This window comes from Stenotrophomonas sp. B2 (assembly GCF_014947095.1).
Lineage (GTDB): Bacteria > Pseudomonadota > Gammaproteobacteria > Xanthomonadales > Xanthomonadaceae > Stenotrophomonas > Stenotrophomonas maltophilia_P.
In genome coordinates, this window is the sequence record NZ_JADCQA010000001.1 from 363,783 (window position 1) to 380,406 (window position 16,624).

Annotated in this window: 13 protein-coding genes; 6 read left to right on the forward strand and 7 right to left on the reverse strand. The window is 67.8% G+C overall.

Translation table 11 applies throughout. The features are described 5' to 3' along the window. The first annotated feature begins 254 nt into the window (after positions 1–254). From IMX13_RS01740 to IMX13_RS01750, 3 genes are read left to right on the forward strand one after another with little or no spacing between them, the layout of a single operon-like run. A complete protein-coding gene (locus IMX13_RS01740; protein WP_053518751.1) occupies positions 255–821 on the forward strand; it encodes a TetR/AcrR family transcriptional regulator in 567 nt (188 codons plus the stop codon). Further along, complete coding sequence (locus tag IMX13_RS01745) at positions 821–2,494, forward strand: MFS transporter (protein ID WP_065174667.1); 1,674 nt, start codon at positions 821–823, stop codon at positions 2,492–2,494. Before IMX13_RS01740 ends, IMX13_RS01745 begins: the two co-directional genes overlap by 1 nt. Positions 2,495–2,504: 10 nt before the next feature. Then, positions 2,505–3,665, forward strand: coding sequence for an HlyD family secretion protein (locus IMX13_RS01750; protein WP_193395620.1), 1,161 nt, complete (start codon positions 2,505–2,507; stop codon positions 3,663–3,665). Between the two features lie 74 nt (positions 3,666–3,739). On the opposite strand, the gene IMX13_RS01755 is transcribed toward IMX13_RS01750, so the two are convergent. The 7 genes from IMX13_RS01755 to creB form a co-directional block, all read right to left on the reverse strand. Then, positions 3,740–4,231 carry a Fur family transcriptional regulator gene (locus IMX13_RS01755; protein ID WP_053517393.1) on the reverse strand — a complete coding sequence of 164 codons (492 nt, stop codon included), beginning with the start codon at positions 4,229–4,231 and terminating at the stop codon, positions 3,740–3,742. A 33-nt stretch (positions 4,232–4,264) separates the two neighbouring features. Further along, the gene (gene gltX, locus IMX13_RS01760; protein ID WP_053517391.1) at positions 4,265–5,668 is read right to left on the reverse strand and encodes a glutamate--tRNA ligase; all 1,404 of its coding nucleotides are present in this window, start codon (positions 5,666–5,668) and stop codon (positions 4,265–4,267) included. A 90-nt stretch (positions 5,669–5,758) separates the two neighbouring features. After that, positions 5,759–7,357 (reverse strand): M28 family metallopeptidase, encoded by a 1,599-nt coding sequence (locus tag IMX13_RS01765; protein ID WP_193395621.1) that lies wholly within the window; start codon positions 7,355–7,357, stop codon positions 5,759–5,761. 98 nt (positions 7,358–7,455) lie between these two features. Beyond that, positions 7,456–7,866 carry a hypothetical protein gene (locus tag IMX13_RS01770; RefSeq protein WP_065181152.1) on the reverse strand — a complete coding sequence of 137 codons (411 nt, stop codon included), beginning with the start codon at positions 7,864–7,866 and terminating at the stop codon, positions 7,456–7,458. Positions 7,867–7,876: 10 nt separating this feature from the next. Then, complete coding sequence (gene creD / locus IMX13_RS01775; RefSeq protein ID WP_193395622.1) at positions 7,877–9,196, reverse strand: cell envelope integrity protein CreD; 1,320 nt, start codon at positions 9,194–9,196, stop codon at positions 7,877–7,879. A gap of 81 nt (positions 9,197–9,277) precedes the next feature. After that, a complete protein-coding gene (gene creC / locus IMX13_RS01780) occupies positions 9,278–10,738 on the reverse strand; it encodes a two-component system sensor histidine kinase CreC (RefSeq protein WP_193395623.1) in 1,461 nt (486 codons plus the stop codon). 3 nt (positions 10,739–10,741) lie between these two features. Next, a complete protein-coding gene (gene creB / locus IMX13_RS01785; protein ID WP_180875692.1) occupies positions 10,742–11,461 on the reverse strand; it encodes a two-component system response regulator CreB in 720 nt (239 codons plus the stop codon). A gap of 34 nt (positions 11,462–11,495) precedes the next feature. On the opposite strand from creB, the gene rlmJ reads away from it, so the two are divergent. The 3 genes from rlmJ to mfd all read left to right on the forward strand — a co-directional run bounded on the left by rlmJ (position 11,496) and on the right by mfd (position 16,584). Continuing rightward, positions 11,496–12,353: a 23S rRNA (adenine(2030)-N(6))-methyltransferase RlmJ gene (rlmJ, locus tag IMX13_RS01790; RefSeq protein ID WP_053517399.1), complete on the forward strand. Its 858-nt coding sequence runs from the start codon at positions 11,496–11,498 to the stop codon at positions 12,351–12,353. 95 nt (positions 12,354–12,448) lie between these two features. Then, positions 12,449–12,994, forward strand: coding sequence for a GNAT family N-acetyltransferase (locus IMX13_RS01795; protein ID WP_053517384.1), 546 nt, complete (start codon positions 12,449–12,451; stop codon positions 12,992–12,994). Between the two features lie 125 nt (positions 12,995–13,119). Then, positions 13,120–16,584 carry a transcription-repair coupling factor gene (mfd, locus tag IMX13_RS01800; protein WP_193395624.1) on the forward strand — a complete coding sequence of 1,155 codons (3,465 nt, stop codon included), beginning with the start codon at positions 13,120–13,122 and terminating at the stop codon, positions 16,582–16,584. The last annotated feature ends 40 nt before the right edge of the window (positions 16,585–16,624 follow it).

Genomic DNA, 16,624 nt, shown 5'->3' on the forward strand with positions numbered 1-16,624 from the left:
CCGATCCACTGATCCCTGACGACGCTCGTTGTCGTTCTCTCCCGGGGGGCCTGCTGGCCCCCCGTTTTTTTGGACACGGTACGGCTTCAGTCGTGAGCCGCATCGTGACGTGATCAACACGGCCGGGTGGCACCTCCCACCTGCCATGGATACGAATTCACACACCGATCACAAAGATGTGCGTAGGACAACAACCGGACAATCCCGTCACTCAATGTCTCGCACATCGGACACTTCTGTCCGAAAATGAACCCATGACCGCTCAACGCGCTGATGCCGCTGCCCGCCGTGCCCTCATCCTCGACGCCGCCGACCATGTGTTCGGGCAACACGGCGTCACCGCTCCGCTGGACCTGGTGGTCGAACGCGCCCAGGTGGGCCGGGCCACGCTGTACCGCAATTTTCCCGACCGCACCGCGCTGATCCAGGCCCTGCTGCAGCGTGCGGTCGACCGTATCCGCCGCCAGGTGGAGCAGCTGGGCGACCGTGACGACGCCCTGTTCGAGGTGTTCGAGGGGATGGCCCAGCGCATCATCGATTCACCTGCGCTGGCCGATTACTGGCGCGCCGTTGATTCGGACGTGCCCTCCATGCGCGCCGCGCGCGAGACCGTACGCGACCTGCTGGAAGCACCGATCCAGCGGGCCATCGCCGCAGGCCTGTGCCGTCCCGATCTGGAAAAAACGGATATTTCACTGATCTCCGGCATGCTGGGAGCGGCCCTTCGCGGCAAGACCCGTGACGAGCGCGCCCGTCTGGCCGGGCGTGCCCTGCAACTGCTGCGCGGAGGACTCCAGGGAGCAGCCAGCGGAGCACGCTGATGGTGCAGCCGTATCTGAAGCCGGTGCCGGACTGGGAGGAGCATGAGAAGCCGACCATGCCCGGATCGGCTTCGATGCCGTGGCACCCACCCTACCGGCGTGCAGCCTATGCCCTGGTGTCGCTGCTGGTGGCCATCACCGGCGGCCTCGGCAATGCGCTGGTCACCGCCAACCTGCCGTTCCTGCAGGGGCAACTGCAGCTCACCCCGACCCAGGGCAGCTGGCTGGTGGCCGCTTACGCGATGGTCAACGTCACCGCCAACCTGCTGGCCTTCAAGTTCCGCCAGCAGTACGGCATCCGCCTGTTCGCCGAGATCGGCCTGGGGCTGTATGCCGCGCTGGCCGTGCTGCACCTGTTCGTGGGCAGCTTCGAAACCACGATGCTGACGCGCGCGGCCAGCGGTTTCGCCGGTGCGGCGTGTTCGACGCTGGGTACGCTGTACATGCTGCAGGCGTTGCCGCGGCGCTTCACCGGCAACCTGCTGGTGATCGGCGTCGGTCTGTCGCAGCTGGCAGTTCCGCTGGCCTGGATCGTGTCGCCCGGCCTGGTCGATACCGGGCAATGGCACCAGCTGTATTCCTTCGAAGCAGGGCTGGCGCTGTGTGCGTTCGCGGCGGTGGTGGTGCTGAAGCTGCCGCCAGGCGTGCAGATCAAGGCCTTCGAGCCCATGGATTTCCTCACCTTCAGCCTGCTTGCCCCGGCGGTTGCGCTGCTGGTGGTGGTGCTGGCCCAGGGCTACACGCGCTGGTGGCTGGACACACCGTGGCTGGGCTGGGCGCTGGTCGCCTCGATCGCATTGTCGACCACCGCCTTCATCATCGAGCACTACCGGCGCAATCCACTGCTGCAGACGCGCTGGCTGGCCAGCCTGCCGGTACTGCACTTCATCGTGGGTGCGTTCCTCATCCGCTTCCTGACCACCGAGCAGTCCTACGGCGTGGTCAGCCTGATGCGCACGCTGGGCATGGGCCCGGACCAGCTGCGCCCCTTGTTCGTGGTGATTCTGGCAGGGGTTGTCACCGGCATCATCGGTACCGCCGTGACCTTCGGCCCGAAGCGGCTGATCCCGCAGCTGCTGATGGCGATCCTGCTGCTGGGTTCGGCGGCGTTCTTCGACCAGAACCGCACCAGCATGGACCGTCCCCACGATTTCTACCTCAGCCAGTTCCTGGCCTCGGTCGGTGCCGGGATGTTCATGGGCCCGCTGATCATGCTGGGCATCTCCGCCGCCCTGAAACAGGGTGTGGACCACATGATCACCTTCCTGGTAACGCTGTCGATCACCCAGACGCTGGGCGGGCTGGCCGGCTCGGCGCTGCTGGGAACCTTCCAGCTGCATCGCGAACAGCTGTATTCCAGCGCGCTGACCAGCCAGCTTGATCCCGCCGACCCAGTGGTGGCGCAGCGCCTGCGCATCCAGCAGCAGCTGTACGCCGCGCAGATCACCGATCCGGTGCTGCGCAGCGCGCAGGGCACCGCGCAGCTGGCACAGACGACGCGCCGCGAGGCCAATGTCCGTGGGTTCAATGATGTGTTCACCCTGAGCGGCTGGCTGGCGATCGGCTTCCTGTGCTGGTTGCTGCTGCTGTCGCTGCGTACCGCCGTGCTCAAGCAGTGGCGCAAGCGCCATCCGCCCTCCTCCGCTGCGGCCTCCCCCGCAGCGCCCCGCTGAGTCCTTCGCCATGCCTCCCGTCCCGCCCCGTCCCGACGATGCCGACAACGTGACTCCACCGCCGCCAACCGACGCGGCACCTGCGCCCACGCCGGTTGAGCCGGCGGTCGCGCCGAAGTACCTCAGACCCAGCGCGCGCAGCGTGGCAGTGATGGTGGTGGTGGCCCTGCTGGGCATCGCACTGATCCTGCGCGCGTGGCACCTGTGGCCGTTTGCCAGCAGCGTGATGGTCACCGACAACGCCTACGTGCGCGGGCAGATCACGGTGATGGCACCCCAGGTCAATGGCTATGTGACCGAGGTGCTGGTGAAGGACTTCCAGCACGTGAAGAAGGGCGAACCACTGCTGCGCATCGATGACCGCATCTATGCGCAGCGCGTGGCGCAGGCACAGGCCACGCTGGACAGCGCGCGCGCGGCGTTGGCCAACTCCGATCAGTCGCAGGCGCAGAACCGCGCGCAGATCGCTGCGGCCCAGGCCACCCTGTCCGCCGGCAAGGCCGAGCTTGAGCGCTCCCGCAACGAGCTGAAGCGATACGAACAGCTCGCCGCACAACGCCTCGTATCGATCAATGACCGCGACCGCTTCCGCACGACCCAGGCGTCGGCGCAGGCCAGCGTGCAGCAGTCACAGGCACAGATCCGCATCGCCGAGGAAACGCTGATCTCCACCCAGGTGGCACGCAAGAGCCTGGAGGCACAGGTGGAAAGCGCACAGGCGCAACTGGAACTGGCACGCATCGACCTGGCCAATACCGTGATCCATGCGCCGCGCGACGGGCAGATCAGCGAGGCCAGCGTGCGGACCGGCCAGTACGTGGCCGCCGGCTCGCAGCTGCTGTTCCTGGTGCCCGACGCGCTGTGGGTGGTCGCCAACTACAAGGAGGGCCAGACCTGGCAGATGCGCATCGGCCAACCTGCGACGTTCGCCGTGGACGCGTTCCAGGGCCAGGTGCTGCGCGGCCATGTGGAGCAGATCGCCCCCGCCACCGGCTCGGAATTCAGCGTCCTGCGCCCGGACAATGCCAGCGGCAACTTCACCAAGGTGGTGCAGCGGCTGCCGATCCGGATCTCGATCGATCCGGGGCAGGAGCTGGCCGCGCGACTGCGTCCCGGCATGTCGGTGATCGCACGGGTGGATACGGCGGCCGAGCCTGCGCCGGCCCGGTAGGGTCGAGCTCGTGAAACGGGGTCAGATTCCTTTTGCCAAGGCAAAAGGGATCTGACCCCAATCCCACCGGCCGCTCAGCCTGCGCAGCGGGCGCAGAGTCCGTGCACTTCCAGCGTCTGCGCCTGCGGCTGGAAGCCGAGCTCCTTGGCCCGCTTCTCCAGCTGGCCGACGATCTCGCGGTCTTCCAGCTCCACCGCGCTGTGGCAGCTGTTGCAGATCAGGAACGGCACCGAATGCGCCGCACTGCTGGGGTGGTGGCAGGCCACGAAGGCATTCACCGATTCCAGCTTGTGCACGAAGCCATTGGCCATCAGGAAGTCCAGCGCGCGGTACACGGTGGGCGGGGCATCGGCGCCCACGCCCTTGCCGTTGCGCACCCATTCCAGCAGCTCGTAGGCCTTGACCGGCTTGCCGGCTTCGGCGATCAGCTTCAGTACGTTGGCGCGGATGGGGGTCAGGCGCAGCCCGCGTTCGCGCGAGACACGCTCGACCACCGCCACGAAATCCGATGCGTCATGGACGTGGTGGTGGGGGGCGGTACAGGCAGTGGCAGTCTTGGCGGGCATGCGCGTTCTCCGGTTCGGCCTGGCAAGGATGCCTCAGACCGTTGCTACCTTGGTAATGGCCGCGTCGATGCGTTTCAAGGCCTGCTCACGGCCGGCCAGGTACACGGTGTGGGAAATGTCAGGGCTGACCTGGGTACCGGTGATGGCCACGCGCAGCGGCTGGGCGACCTTGCCCATGCCGATCTCCAGCGCGGCGGCCGTGTCGTGCAGGGCCGTGCCGACCGCTTCGGCCGTCCATTCCGGCAGCGCCGCCAGCAGTTCACGGGCCTTGCCCAGGGCGACCTCGGCCCCGGCCTTGAAGTGCTTGGCCACTGCGGCTTCGTCGTAGTCGTTCAGCGGCTGGTACCAGACCACGGCCTTCTCGGCCATTTCCTTCAGGGTCTGCACGCGTTCACGCAGGGCGATCACCACGTCTACCGGTGCCGGGCCCGCCGCCACGTCCAGGCCCAGCTTCTGCAGCTGGTAGACCAGGTGCGGCACGATGTCGGCCGGCTCCACGGTCTTCAGGAAGTGCTGGTTGACCCAGCCCAGCTTGGCCATGTCCAGGCGCGACGCCTTGGAGTTGCAGTCCTTCACATCGAACAGGTCGATCAGTTCCTGGCGGGTAAACAGTTCCTGGTCACCATGCGACCAGCCCAGGCGGGCCAGGTAGCTCAGCAGTGCGTCCGGCAGGTAGCCGGCATCCCGGTACTGCATCACGTCGGCGGCGCCGGTGCGCTTGGACAGCTTGGCGCCCTGCTCGTCCAGGATCATCGGCATGTGGCCGAACTTCGGCACCGGTGCACCGATGCCTTCGTACAGGTTGATCTGGCGCGGCGTGTTGTTGATGTGGTCGTCACCGCGGATGACCTCGGTGATGCCCATGTCCCAGTCATCCACCACCACCGCGAAGTTGTAGGTGGGATAGCCGTCCGGACGGAAGATGACCATGTCATCCAGTTCGCTGTTGGCGATCTCGATCCGGCCCTTGATCAGGTCATCGAACACCACCGTACCCTGCAGCGGATTCTTGAAGCGGATGACGCGGTTCGGGTCGTCCCGGTACGGCAGGCCCAGCTCGCGCGCGGCACCGTTGTAGCGCGGCTTTTCCTGCCTGGCCATGGCGGCTTCGCGCATCGCGTCCAGCTCTTCCCGGGTTTCATAGGCGTAGTAGGCCTTGCCGTCGGCAATCAGCTGCTCGGCGACTTCCCGGTAACGGGCCACCCGGTCGGTCTGGTAGATCGGACCTTCGTCGTAGTCCAGGCCCAGCCACTCCATCGCCTCCAGGATGGCGTCGATCGCCCCCTGGGTGCTGCGTTCACGGTCGGTATCCTCGATGCGCAGCACGAACTCGCCGCCGCGGTGGCGGGCCTCCAGCCAGCAGTACAGCGCGGTGCGGGCGCCACCGATATGCAGATAACCGGTAGGACTGGGGGCGAAGCGGGTGCGGCAGGTCATGTGGGGCTCGAGGAACGGGAATTCCCCGATTTTACCACCAGCCCCGCGCCGGAACGGAGGGACGGACGGGGTCCGCCCCTCCGGCTCACGTCACGGCTGCGGCTCGGCCTTGCGCGGGAACGACTGCTCTCGCATCGCCGCGTTGTAGGCAAAGGAGGCCACGATGGCCGCTGCCTGCTTGAGATCTTCGGGCTCGGCGTGGTCCCAGGTGTCCAGATGGCTGTGGTGGACATTGGTGAAGTAATCCAGCCGGTCCTGGATGAACTGGAAGCCGGGCAGGCCGACGCGATCGAAGCTGATGTGGTCGGTGCTGCCGGTGTTGCGGGTCGCCACCGTGGTGGCGCCGACATCATGGAACGGGGCGAGCCAGGCCTCGAAGATCGGCATCGCCGCCAGGTTCTCCTGCGCGTAGATGCCACGGAAGCGGCCGGAGCCGTTGTCCATGTTGAAGTAGACCTGAAACTTGCTGTAGTCGCGGGTCTTGCGCAGCGGTCCGGTGGGGTCGCGCAGCGAGGCCGGCAACGCCTTCTGCGCAGCGTCCACTGGTTCCGGGAACTGGCCGAAGTGCTTGGCGACGTAGGCCTGCGAGCCGATCAGGCCCTGCTCCTCGCCGCTCCACAGCGCCACCCGGATGGTGCGCCGGGGCTTGGCACCGGTGGCCTTGAGGATGCGCATGGCTTCCATCATCACCGCCACGCCGGCCGCGTTGTCGGCCGCGCCGGTGCCGCTGTGCCAGGAATCGAGGTGCGCGCCGATCATCACCACCTCATCCGGCCTGCTGCTGCCCCGGATCTCCGCCAGCGTGTTGTAGCCGGGCTGATCGCTGTCGTCGGTGAAACGCGCGCTCACGTCCACCCGCAGGCGCACGGGCTGCTTGGCCTCCAGTGCACGCACCAGCGGATTGAAGTGCTCGGCGATCATCGCCAGCTCCGGAATGCCGACCGACTCCCCGGCCTTGCGCGAGCCACCACCGGCCACGCGGATGATGCCGTTGTCCCAGCTGCTGATGCTGATCGAGGCCAATGCGCCTTCCTCGACGAAGAAGGCGTTGACCTTGGCCGCCAGCGCCTGCCGCTCCTGGTACTCCTTCACCCGCTTGGCGCGCTCGGCGGTGGCGTCCTTGTCCTTGGGCAGGGTGAATTCCTGCAGTCCCTCCAGCGAGGTGGCGTCGTGACGATGCGAGTCCGGCTCGGTACCCCGCTTGTACTCGCGGGCCTCGCCGAGCAGCAGGATCTTCCCGCGCAGCTTGCCGCGGTACTTCTCGATGTCTTCCGGCTTCTTGATGTCCACCTGTACCAACTCGCCCTCGACCGGTCCGCGGGTGCCCGGCGTCCAGGCCTTGGGCAGTGCGTGCAGTGGCATCACGCGGTCGCCGAGCATCTCCACGCTGGCCGACGTGAACTCCCAGCCGCGGCCGAAGTCATCGAACGCTTCGTCGTGGACATTGTCCAGCTTCCATTCGGTGAACTTGCTGCGGGTCCACGCGTTTGCGCGCCCCATCGCCGGGGAGTTGGTCAGGCGCGGCCCGATGCGCTCGGTGAGATAGCTGAAGGTGTCCATCACCTGCGAACGGTGGAACGCCTCCTGGCGGATGCGGCTGACCATGTCCAGGTCCACCGGCTCGCGCTGCTGCGCCATCGCATTGCCGCTCATCGCCAGCGCAACCGCCAGCACACCCCACTTCAGCACATCCCACCCCTGCCCTTCGGCTCGATCATCAACCCCTCGAGTCTAGCCAGCGGGGGCGCCCGACCCCCGTCCCATCGGTCATGGGCGGTGCAGGCGCCTCATCCGCTCCAGCCCAGCCACAGCTGGGCGCGCATGGGCAGCAGCAGCAACCAGTGCCGCCGGTCAATGCTGCTGCAGCCGTAAACCGCAGCATGCGCAGGCCAGTCGCCGGGCAGGCCGGCGATGCCGATCTCGGCCAATGCCCCCGGCCCGGCCTTCCAGGGCCGGTAGCGCGGCACCTTTCCACCCAGCACGCCACGTCCCTGCCGTGCACCGTCCAGCCACTCCAGCCCCTGCCCCAGCACTCCTTCGCAGGTGGCCGCCGCCAGCTGGAAGCGGACCAGGCCGGGGGCGATCCGCGCCCCCGGCAGGGCCGCCAGCACGCCATGCGCCTGCAGCAGTGCATCCACTTCGAGCAGAGCCGGAATGCCCTGCTGGGCTCTCAGCCGCAATCCCTGGCGCCATCCCATCGCGTTCTCCTCACTTTGCTTCCGCGCCCAGCGCATACCAGTCCACGCGGCGGGTCACCCACATCGCCAGCGCCAGAATCACGAACAGCAGCAGCGAGCCCATCAGCAGCGCGTTGTTCTCCGAGACCAGCAGCCCGTAAAGCGCGCCATACAGCACGGTCAGCAGCGCGGCGAAGCCCAGGCCGCGCTTCCAGTGACCGAGCACGTTGGCCAGATACACCGCCTGCACGCCGATGCAGGCCGCCGCCGAGACCAGATACGCCTTCCAGAAGGCGATGTGCTCGGACAGGCTGATCAGCAGCAGGAAGAAGATCGCCAGCGCCAGGCCCACCATCAGGTACTGCAGCGGGTGGATGCGCAGCGATTTGATCAGCTCGAACAGAATGAAGCCGACGAAGGTGAGCAGCACGAACAGCACGCCGTACTTGGAGGCGCGATCCGCCTGCGTGTAGGCGTCGACCGGATCGACCAGCGACACGCTCACCGCCTGCGACGCCACCGCGCCATCGCTGCGCAGCTGGCGCTGGGCATCGGAGGCCAGCGAGGACACCGCCCAGCGTGCGTCGAAGCCCTGCGCATCGACGCGGCGTTCGTTCGGCAGGAAGGCGCCGGCGAAGGACGGATGCGGCCAGCGCGAACGCAGTGCGATGCGGTTGTCATCGCCTACCGGCACGACCGACAACATCCGGCTGCCGTCCAGCCGCAGCTCCAGCTCCACCGTGCTTGCTGCCAGCTGTCCACCCTGCACCCCGGCAAAGCCCGCCACGGGGGCATGCAGGCCGCGCCCCAGTTCCGCAGCGGCGCCGACACCCGGCAGCAGGCGCACCTGGCGGCCATCCACGCGCAGGTTGGGCGTCCCGACCAGGCCACGCGCGTCAGACACGCCCAACGCCACATAGGGCTGGCCATAGGTCCGGCCTGGCTTGACCGGATAGTCGTCAGCCGCGAAAGAGGCCTTCAACTGGCCGTTCCAGCTGTACACCGGCACCTTGAACAGCCCGACCTCACGCTGGCTGGGCAGCATCTCGCCGCCAACGTCGAGCGAGGCTGGCATCTGCAGCCAGTGCCCTTCGCTGACCTGCACCTCGGTCTTCTTGTTGCCCTTGGCGTCGACGACTTCCACCTGCTGGCGCTCCACCCACGGCACCACCCGCACCGGCCCCACCAGCTGCTGCGCGCCGGCGCGGCTGTCAGCGACCCGCGCGAAGGCTTCGTCGCGGTATTGGCTGCGCTCGTTGATCACGCTGCGGATCATTATCAGCGGAATCAGCAGCAGCAGGATCAGTCCGCCGACAATGGCGAACCGCAGCAGCATCTTCAGGGATTTCATGGTCCATCCTCGTTGGAGAGGGCTGCAGCATGGACCGTCGCGGTGAGCGGGGTTTGTGGCGAATTTGAAGCGGATGTGAAGTCAGCGCCGCGTGCGCGGGACGGGCATGCCCAGCGGCAACCACAGGCTGGCCACGGTCCCGCCGCCGTCGCGGGCCTGCAGCTGGACACGGCCATCGTGCAGGCGCGCTACTTCCTGCACGAACGGCAGCCCGAGGCCGGAGCTGCGGCGGCCACTGCCGGGACGGGCCAACGAGTAGAAGCGCTCGAACACGCGGTCACGGGCATAGTCGGGAATGCCGGCCCCCCGGTCGGCCACCTGCAGGCGCACGCCGCCGTCCTCAACCTGTGCCTGCAGCACCACCTCCGTCCCCGATGGAGAGAAGGCAACCGCGTTGTCGACCAGGTTGTTCAGCGCCTGCCGCAGCAGATAGGCATCACCCTGAATGCTCAGATCCGCCACGGCATCAGTGCGTACCTCGACGCCGGCCGCCTGCGCGCGCACCTGCGCGGCTGCGACGGTCTGCTGCAGCAGGTCCGGCAGTGCGATCGGAGCACGCGTCTGCAGCCAGCCATGCTGCTCCACTTCGGCCAGCGCCAGCAGCTTGTCGATGGTTTCGGTCAACCGCTCCTGCTGCTCGAGGATGCTGCGCGCGAAGTGGGCACGGTCGGCATCGGCCATCGGTTCCTGCAGCAGCTCGGCGGCACCGCGTATCGCGGCCAGTGGACTCTTCATTTCGTGCGTCAGCGACTGCACATACTGCTCGACGTAGGCCTTGCCTTCGAGTTTGCGCCGCATGGTCTCCAGCGCCTGGCCGAGATCACCGATCTCATCGCGGCGGCGGCGTGGCGGCGGCACCGGCTCACCGGCGGTGACCGCGCGCGCATAGCGGCTGAGCTGGCCCAGGCCGGTGGTCAACCACATCGTCACCAGCACCCCGACCAGCGCCGAGAGTCCTATCAGCCATGCGCCGCGTTCGATGATGGCGCGCTGGCTGGCCGCAATGAACGGATCGATGCTGCGGTTGGGCTGCGCCAGGGTGAGCACGCCGATGAGAGTGCGGCCATCGCCCGGGTCGTACACCGGCGCGGCCACATGCATCACGGTGTTGCCCTCCTCGCCCGGCGTCTCCGGGCTGGAGCGGGCGCCGTACTCGCCGCGCAGGGTGCGGTAGACATCGTTCCAGCGCGAGTTGTCACGACCGACGTCGCGGCCCAGCGAATCGTAGATCACGATGCCTTTCGCATCGGTGATCGTCACCCGGTAATCGAGGGCGCGCTTGGGAAAGCGCCACACCATCGCTTTCAGGTCACGCTGCCGCGCCTTGGCCAAATTGCGGGTGAAAGTCCCGCTGTTGATGGTGCCTGCCTTGACGTCCGCCGCCGCCATCTCGGCCAGCACGTTGGCTGCATCGACCAGGGTCGATTCCATCGCCTGGCGCACGCCCGGCTTCACTTCGTTGACGAACACGCGCATGACGAAGAACGCGGCGATGCCCACGATCAGGAAGAAGCCCAGGAACAGCTTCATCACCAGACGCATCGCTCACACCTCCAGGGCGTAGCCCAGGCCACGGTGGGTCCGGATCGGGTCGGTGCTGGCGCCGGCCGCGCGCAGCTTGGCACGCAGGGTCTTGACGTGCGTATCGACCGTGCGGTCGGCGCTGTCGGCACTGCTGTCCCAGCCGCGGTCCATCAGCTGGGCGCGGCTGAGGATGGCCCCGGGGCGTTGCAGCAGGGCTTCCAGCAGTGCGTACTCGTAGCGGGTCAGGTCCAATGGCTGGCCGTGGAAGCGGACACGCCGGCCCTCGCGGTCGATGGCGAAGGCGCCATGCGTCTGCCAGCCCGCATCGGTGTCACTGGCGGCAGGCGCCGCCCGCCGCAGCCGCGCGCGCACCCGCGCCACCAGCTCGCGCGGCGAGAACGGCTTGGCCATGTAGTCGTCGGCGCCCAGTTCCAGGCCCAGCACCCGGTCCAGCTCGTCGTTACGGGCGGTCAGGAAGATCACCGGCAGCTGCGCCTGCGGACCGGGCAGCGCACGCAGCCGACGACAGACCTCGAAGCCGCTCAGGTCCGGCAGGCCCACGTCCAGCACCACCACATCGATGCCACCGTCCCGCAGCCGCTGCAGGGCATCGCTGCCGAGCAGGCAGTGACTGGCCAGGTAGCCCTCGCTGCGCAGCGCGTAGAGCACGGTTTCGGCGATGGCGGCTTCGTCCTCGACCACCAGGACATGGGCAACGGGAGCTGTCATGGCGCGCAGCATAGCCGCTGCGGCCGCCGCCCCGTACACTGCCCCCATGAATTACCGCCATGCCTTCCACGCCGGCAACCATGCCGATGTCCTCAAGCACATCGTGCAGCTGGCCCTGATCGACAGCTTCAAGCGCAAGGACAGCCCGTTCTTCGTGCTGGACACCCACGGCGGCGCTGGCCGCTATCTGCTGGCCAGCGAAGAGAGCCGCAAGACGCTGGAGGCCGAATCCGGGGTCATGCGCCTGATGGCGCAGCCGAAGCTGCCGGACGTGGTCGAGCGCTACCTGAAGGCCGTGCAGGCCGACAATCCGGTCGGCGCGCTGACCAACTACCCCGGCTCGCCCCTGCTCACCGCCCAGGCCATGCGTGCGCAGGACCGGATGGCGGTATGCGAGCTGCAGGAAGACGAAGCAGGCACGCTCAAGGCCCTGTTCGCCCATGACAGCCGGGTCGGCGTGCACCCGGGCGACGGCTATGCACTGCTGCGCTCGCTGCTGCCGCCGAAGGTCAACGGCAGCAAGATCGGCCGCGGCCTGGTGCTGATCGACCCGCCCTACGAGGCCCAGGACGCCGAGTACCAGCGCATCCTGGCAGCGCTGGCCGAGACGCTGGCGCGCTGGCCGCAGGCCACCTGCGCGGTGTGGTTCCCGATCAAGCAGCGCCGCACGATCCTGCATTTCCTGCGCAAGGCCACTGCCTTGCCGGTCAAGTCGGCAGTGACCATCGAGTTCCTGGTACGCCCCGACGACTCACCGCTGCGCCTCAACGGCAGCGGCATGCTGGTGCTCAACGCCCCCTGGCAGTTCGACCGGGCGGTCGGTCCGGCCCTGCCGGCGCTGCGCCAGCACCTGGGTGAGCCCGGCGCCAGCACCCGCCTGGATTGGCTCAAGGCACCTGAATAATGGCCTTCACGAGGCTGTACGCCCGTGAGCCTTTTGTTCACGGAAGACAGCCCCGGTGATGCCACAATCGATGGACCACCAAGGAATCACCCGGTATGGCCACTCGCAACCGCATGCCGCCCTGGCATGAGATCTTCAAGGCTCCCAGCGGCCACGAGCTGCTGATCCGCCCCATCCGCCCGGAAGACAGCGCGCCGCTGCAAGCGGCCTTCAGCCTGTTCGGGCCGGAAGAAATCCGCGACCGTTTCCTGCAGGCGGTGACCGAGCTGTCACCGGAAACCACCCAGCGCCTGACCCATCCGAATCCCAAGACCGAGATCACCCTGGTCGCGGCCGAGTCCCTGCCCGCCGGTGAGGCCGTGGTCGGTGCGGTCGCCCGGGCCTCGATCATCCCCGGTACCCGCGAAGCCGAGTACGCGATCCTGATCAGCCGCTTCCTCATCGGCCAGGGCCTGGGCCGGCAGCTGATGCGCAAGCTGGTGAAGTGGGGTCGGGGCAAGTACCTGGATCGCCTGTACGGCGATGTGGCGGCCGAGAACGAGCCGATGAAGCAGCTGGCCGCCTCGCTGGGCTTCAAGCCCGTTCCGCACCCGAACGGCACGGAAGGGCTGGTGCGCATGGTGCTGGAACTGGACAACTGACGGTGACGCCGGGCGCGGCCCGGCGATGCCGTTGCAGCCACTGCGCACGCCGGGCATGGCCCGGCGCTGCCCGCTCACGCAGCAATCATGGGGCGGGTGGAGGCTTCTGCTAAAATCCGCGGTCCATGTCGCGTACTTCATACCCCGCCCCGCCGCTGCCGCGCGCCGGCCAGCTCCGCGCCTGGTGGCGCGCCCCCGCTTCACCGACCGCCCTGGCCTGGTACCTGGCCCAGGCGGCGCGCGCGCATGACGCGCCGTTGCTGGTGGTTGCCCGTGACAACCACGGCGCCAACCAGCTCGAAGCCGATCTGCAGACCCTGCTGGGCAACGATCCCGCGCTGCCGGTGATCGCCTTCCCGGACTGGGAAACCCTGCCCTACGACCGCTTCAGCCCGCATCCGGACATCATCTCGCAGCGCCTGGCGGCCCTGCACCGCCTGCCTGCGCTCAAGCGCGGCCTGGTGGTGGTGCCGGTCCAGACCCTGCTGCAGCAGCTGGCCCCGCGCAGCTACGTGATCGGCGGCAGCTTCGACCTGAAGGTCGGCCAGCGCCTGGACCTGGAGGCCGAGAAACGCCGCCTGGAGAGCGCGGGCTACCGCAACGTGCCGCAGGTGATGGACCCCGGCGACTTCGCCGTGCGCGGCGGCCTGCTCGATGTGTTCCCGATGGGCGCCGACGAGCCCTTGCGGGTGGAGCTGCTGGACGAGGACATCGACTCGATCCGCGCCTTCGACCCGGAAAGCCAGCGCTCGCTGGACAGGGTCGAGTCGGTGCACATGCTGCCCGGCCGCGAAGTACCGATGGATGAGGCCAGCATCGGCCGCGTGCTGGCCACCCTGCGTGAACGCTTCGATGTCGACACGCGCCGCAGCGCGCTGTACCAGGACCTCAAGTCCGGGTTGGCCCCGGCCGGCATCGAGTACTACCTGCCGCTGTTCTTCGATCGCACCGCCAGCCTGTTCGACTACCTGCCTGCCGGCAGCCTGCCGGTGGTGTGTGCCGGCGCAGGCGAAGCCGCCGACGCGTTCTGGGCACAGACCGGCGAACGCTACGAGCAGCGCCGCCACGATGTCGAGCGCCCACTGCTGCCGCCCTCGGCGCTGTACCTTTCGCCTGAGCAGCTGCGCGAGCGGCTGAACGACGCGCCACGCATCGAAGTATGGGCCGCCGACCATGCGCGCATCGCCGATGCACATGCGCTGGGCGACCAGCCCCTGCCGGCGCTACCGGTAGCGGCCCGCGAAGCGCCCGCTGGCGACGCGCTGAAATCCTTCCTCGGCCACTACCCCGGCCGGGTACTGATCGCCGCAGATTCACCGGGCCGCCGCGAAGCCCTGCTGGAAGTGCTGCAGGCGGCCGAACTGAAGCCGCCGGTAGTTGCCGACCTGCCCGCCTTCCTCGCCAGCGATGTGCGCTTTGCCATCACCGTGGCGCCGCTGGAAGATGGCTTCGCCCTGGACGATCCGCGCCTGGCGGTCCTGACCGAACGCCAGCTGTTCCCCGAGCGCGCCGGCAGCACCCGCCGCACGCGCCGCGCCGGCCGCGAACCGGAAGCGATCATCCGTGACCTGGGCGAGCTGACCGAAGGCGCGCCGATCGTGCACGAGGATCATGGCGTGGGCCGTTATCGCGGCCTGATCGCGATGGACGTCGGTGGCATGCCGGGCGAGTTCCTGGAAATCGAGTATGCCAAGGGCGACCGCCTGTACGTGCCGGTCGCACAGCTGCACCTCATCAGCCGCTACTCCGGCGCTTCCGCCGAGACTGCCCCCCTGCATTCGCTCGGGGGCGAGCAGTGGACCAAGGCCAAGCGCAAGGCCGCCGAGAAGGTGCGCGACGTCGCCGCCGAACTGCTGGAAATCCAGGCGCGCCGGCAGGCACGTGCCGGACTGGCCCTGCAGGTCGACCGCGCGATGTACGAACCATTCGCCGCCGGCTTCCCGTTCGAGGAGACACCCGACCAGCTGGCCGCCATCGACGCGACCCTGCGCGACCTCGCCAGCAGCCAGCCGATGGACCGCGTGGTCTGCGGCGATGTGGGCTTCGGCAAGACCGAGGTCGCTGTGCGCGCCGCGTTCGCCGCTGCCAGTGCCGGCAAGCAGGTGGCGGTGCTGGTGCCGACCACGCTGCTGGCCGAACAGCACTACCGCAACTTCCGCGACCGCTTCGCCGACTACCCGCTCAAGGTGGAAGTGCTGTCGCGCTTCAAGAGCACCAAGGAGATCAAGGCCGAACTGGAGAAGGTCGCTGCCGGCACCATCGATGTCATCGTGGGCACCCACCGCCTGCTGCAGCCGGACGTGAAGTTCAAGGATCTGGGCATGGTCATCGTCGACGAGGAACAACGGTTCGGCGTACGCCAGAAGGAGGCGCTGAAGGCGTTGCGTGCCAACGTGCACCTGCTGACCCTGACCGCCACGCCGATCCCGCGCACGCTGAACATGGCCATGGCCGGTCTTCGCGACCTGTCGATCATCGCCACGCCGCCGCCGAACCGGCTGGCGGTACAGACCTTCATCACGCAATGGGACAACGCGCTGCTGCGCGAGGCCTTCCAGCGCGAACTGGCGCGTGGTGGCCAGCTGTACTTCCTGCACAACGACGTGGAGAGCATCGGCCGCATGCAGCGCGAGCTGTCCGAACTCGTGCCGGAAGCGCGCATCGGCATCGCCCATGGCCAGATGCCGGAGCGCGAACTGGAGAAGGTGATGCTGGATTTCCAGAAGCAGCGCTTCAACGTGCTGCTGTCGACCACGATCATCGAGTCGGGCATCGACATCCCCAACGCCAACACCATCATCATCAACCGCGCTGACCGCTTCGGCCTGGCCCAGCTGCACCAGCTGCGCGGCCGCGTGGGGCGTTCGCACCACCGCGCCTACGCCTACCTGATCACGCCTGACCGCCGTGCGATCACCCCGGATGCCGAGAAGCGCCTGGAAGCCATCGCCTCCATGGACGAGCTGGGCGCCGGCTTCACCCTGGCCACGCACGATCTGGAAATCCGCGGTGCCGGTGAACTGCTCGGCGAGGACCAGAGCGGGCAGATGGCCGAAGTCGGCTTCAGCCTGTATACCGAGCTCCTGGAGCGCGCGGTACGCAGCATCAAGCAGGGCAAGCTGCCGGACCTGGATGCCGGCGAGGAAGTGCGCGGTGCCGACGTCGAGCTGCATGTGCCGGCCCTGATTCCGGAAGACTACCTGCCGGACGTGCATACCCGCCTGACGCTGTACAAGCGCATTTCCAGCGCGCGCGACAACGATGCGCTGCGCGAGCTGCAGGTCGAGATGATCGATCGCTTCGGCCTGCTGCCGGACCCGGCCAAGCACCTGTTCGCGGTTGCCGAGCTGAAGCTGCGGGCCAACGCGCTGGGCATCCGCAAGCTGGACCTGGGCGAGAACGGTGGCCGCATCGTGTTCGAATCGAAGCCGGACATCGACCCGATGGCCGTGATCCAGCTGATCCAGAAGCAGCCGAACCTGTATGCGATGGAAGGCCCGGACAAGCTCCGCATCAAGCACCCGCTACCCTTGCCGGAAGACCGCTTCAATGCGGCCCGCGCCCTGCTGACGACCCTCGCCCCGGGTTGATTTCCCACCGCCACCACCCCGCACCGGCCCCACCCGGTGC

Coding starts and splice junctions, on each gene's coding strand:
- IMX13_RS01750 (WP_193395620.1), top strand. CDS start 2,505: ATGCCTCCCGTCCCGCCCCGTCCCGACGATGCCGACAACGTGACTCCA.
- IMX13_RS01755 (WP_053517393.1), bottom strand. CDS start 4,231: ATGCCCGCCAAGACTGCCACTGCCTGTACCGCCCCCCACCACCACGTC.
- gltX (WP_053517391.1), bottom strand. CDS start 5,668: ATGACCTGCCGCACCCGCTTCGCCCCCAGTCCTACCGGTTATCTGCAT.
- creB (WP_180875692.1), bottom strand. CDS start 11,461: ATGCTGCGCGCCATGACAGCTCCCGTTGCCCATGTCCTGGTGGTCGAG.
- creC (WP_193395623.1), bottom strand. CDS start 10,738: ATGCGTCTGGTGATGAAGCTGTTCCTGGGCTTCTTCCTGATCGTGGGC.
- IMX13_RS01770 (WP_065181152.1), bottom strand. CDS start 7,866: ATGGGATGGCGCCAGGGATTGCGGCTGAGAGCCCAGCAGGGCATTCCG.
- rlmJ (WP_053517399.1), top strand. CDS start 11,496: ATGAATTACCGCCATGCCTTCCACGCCGGCAACCATGCCGATGTCCTC.
- creD (WP_193395622.1), bottom strand. CDS start 9,196: ATGAAATCCCTGAAGATGCTGCTGCGGTTCGCCATTGTCGGCGGACTG.
- IMX13_RS01745 (WP_065174667.1), top strand. CDS start 821: ATGGTGCAGCCGTATCTGAAGCCGGTGCCGGACTGGGAGGAGCATGAG.
- IMX13_RS01740 (WP_053518751.1), top strand. CDS start 255: ATGACCGCTCAACGCGCTGATGCCGCTGCCCGCCGTGCCCTCATCCTC.
- IMX13_RS01795 (WP_053517384.1), top strand. CDS start 12,449: ATGGCCACTCGCAACCGCATGCCGCCCTGGCATGAGATCTTCAAGGCT.
- mfd (WP_193395624.1), top strand. CDS start 13,120: ATGTCGCGTACTTCATACCCCGCCCCGCCGCTGCCGCGCGCCGGCCAG.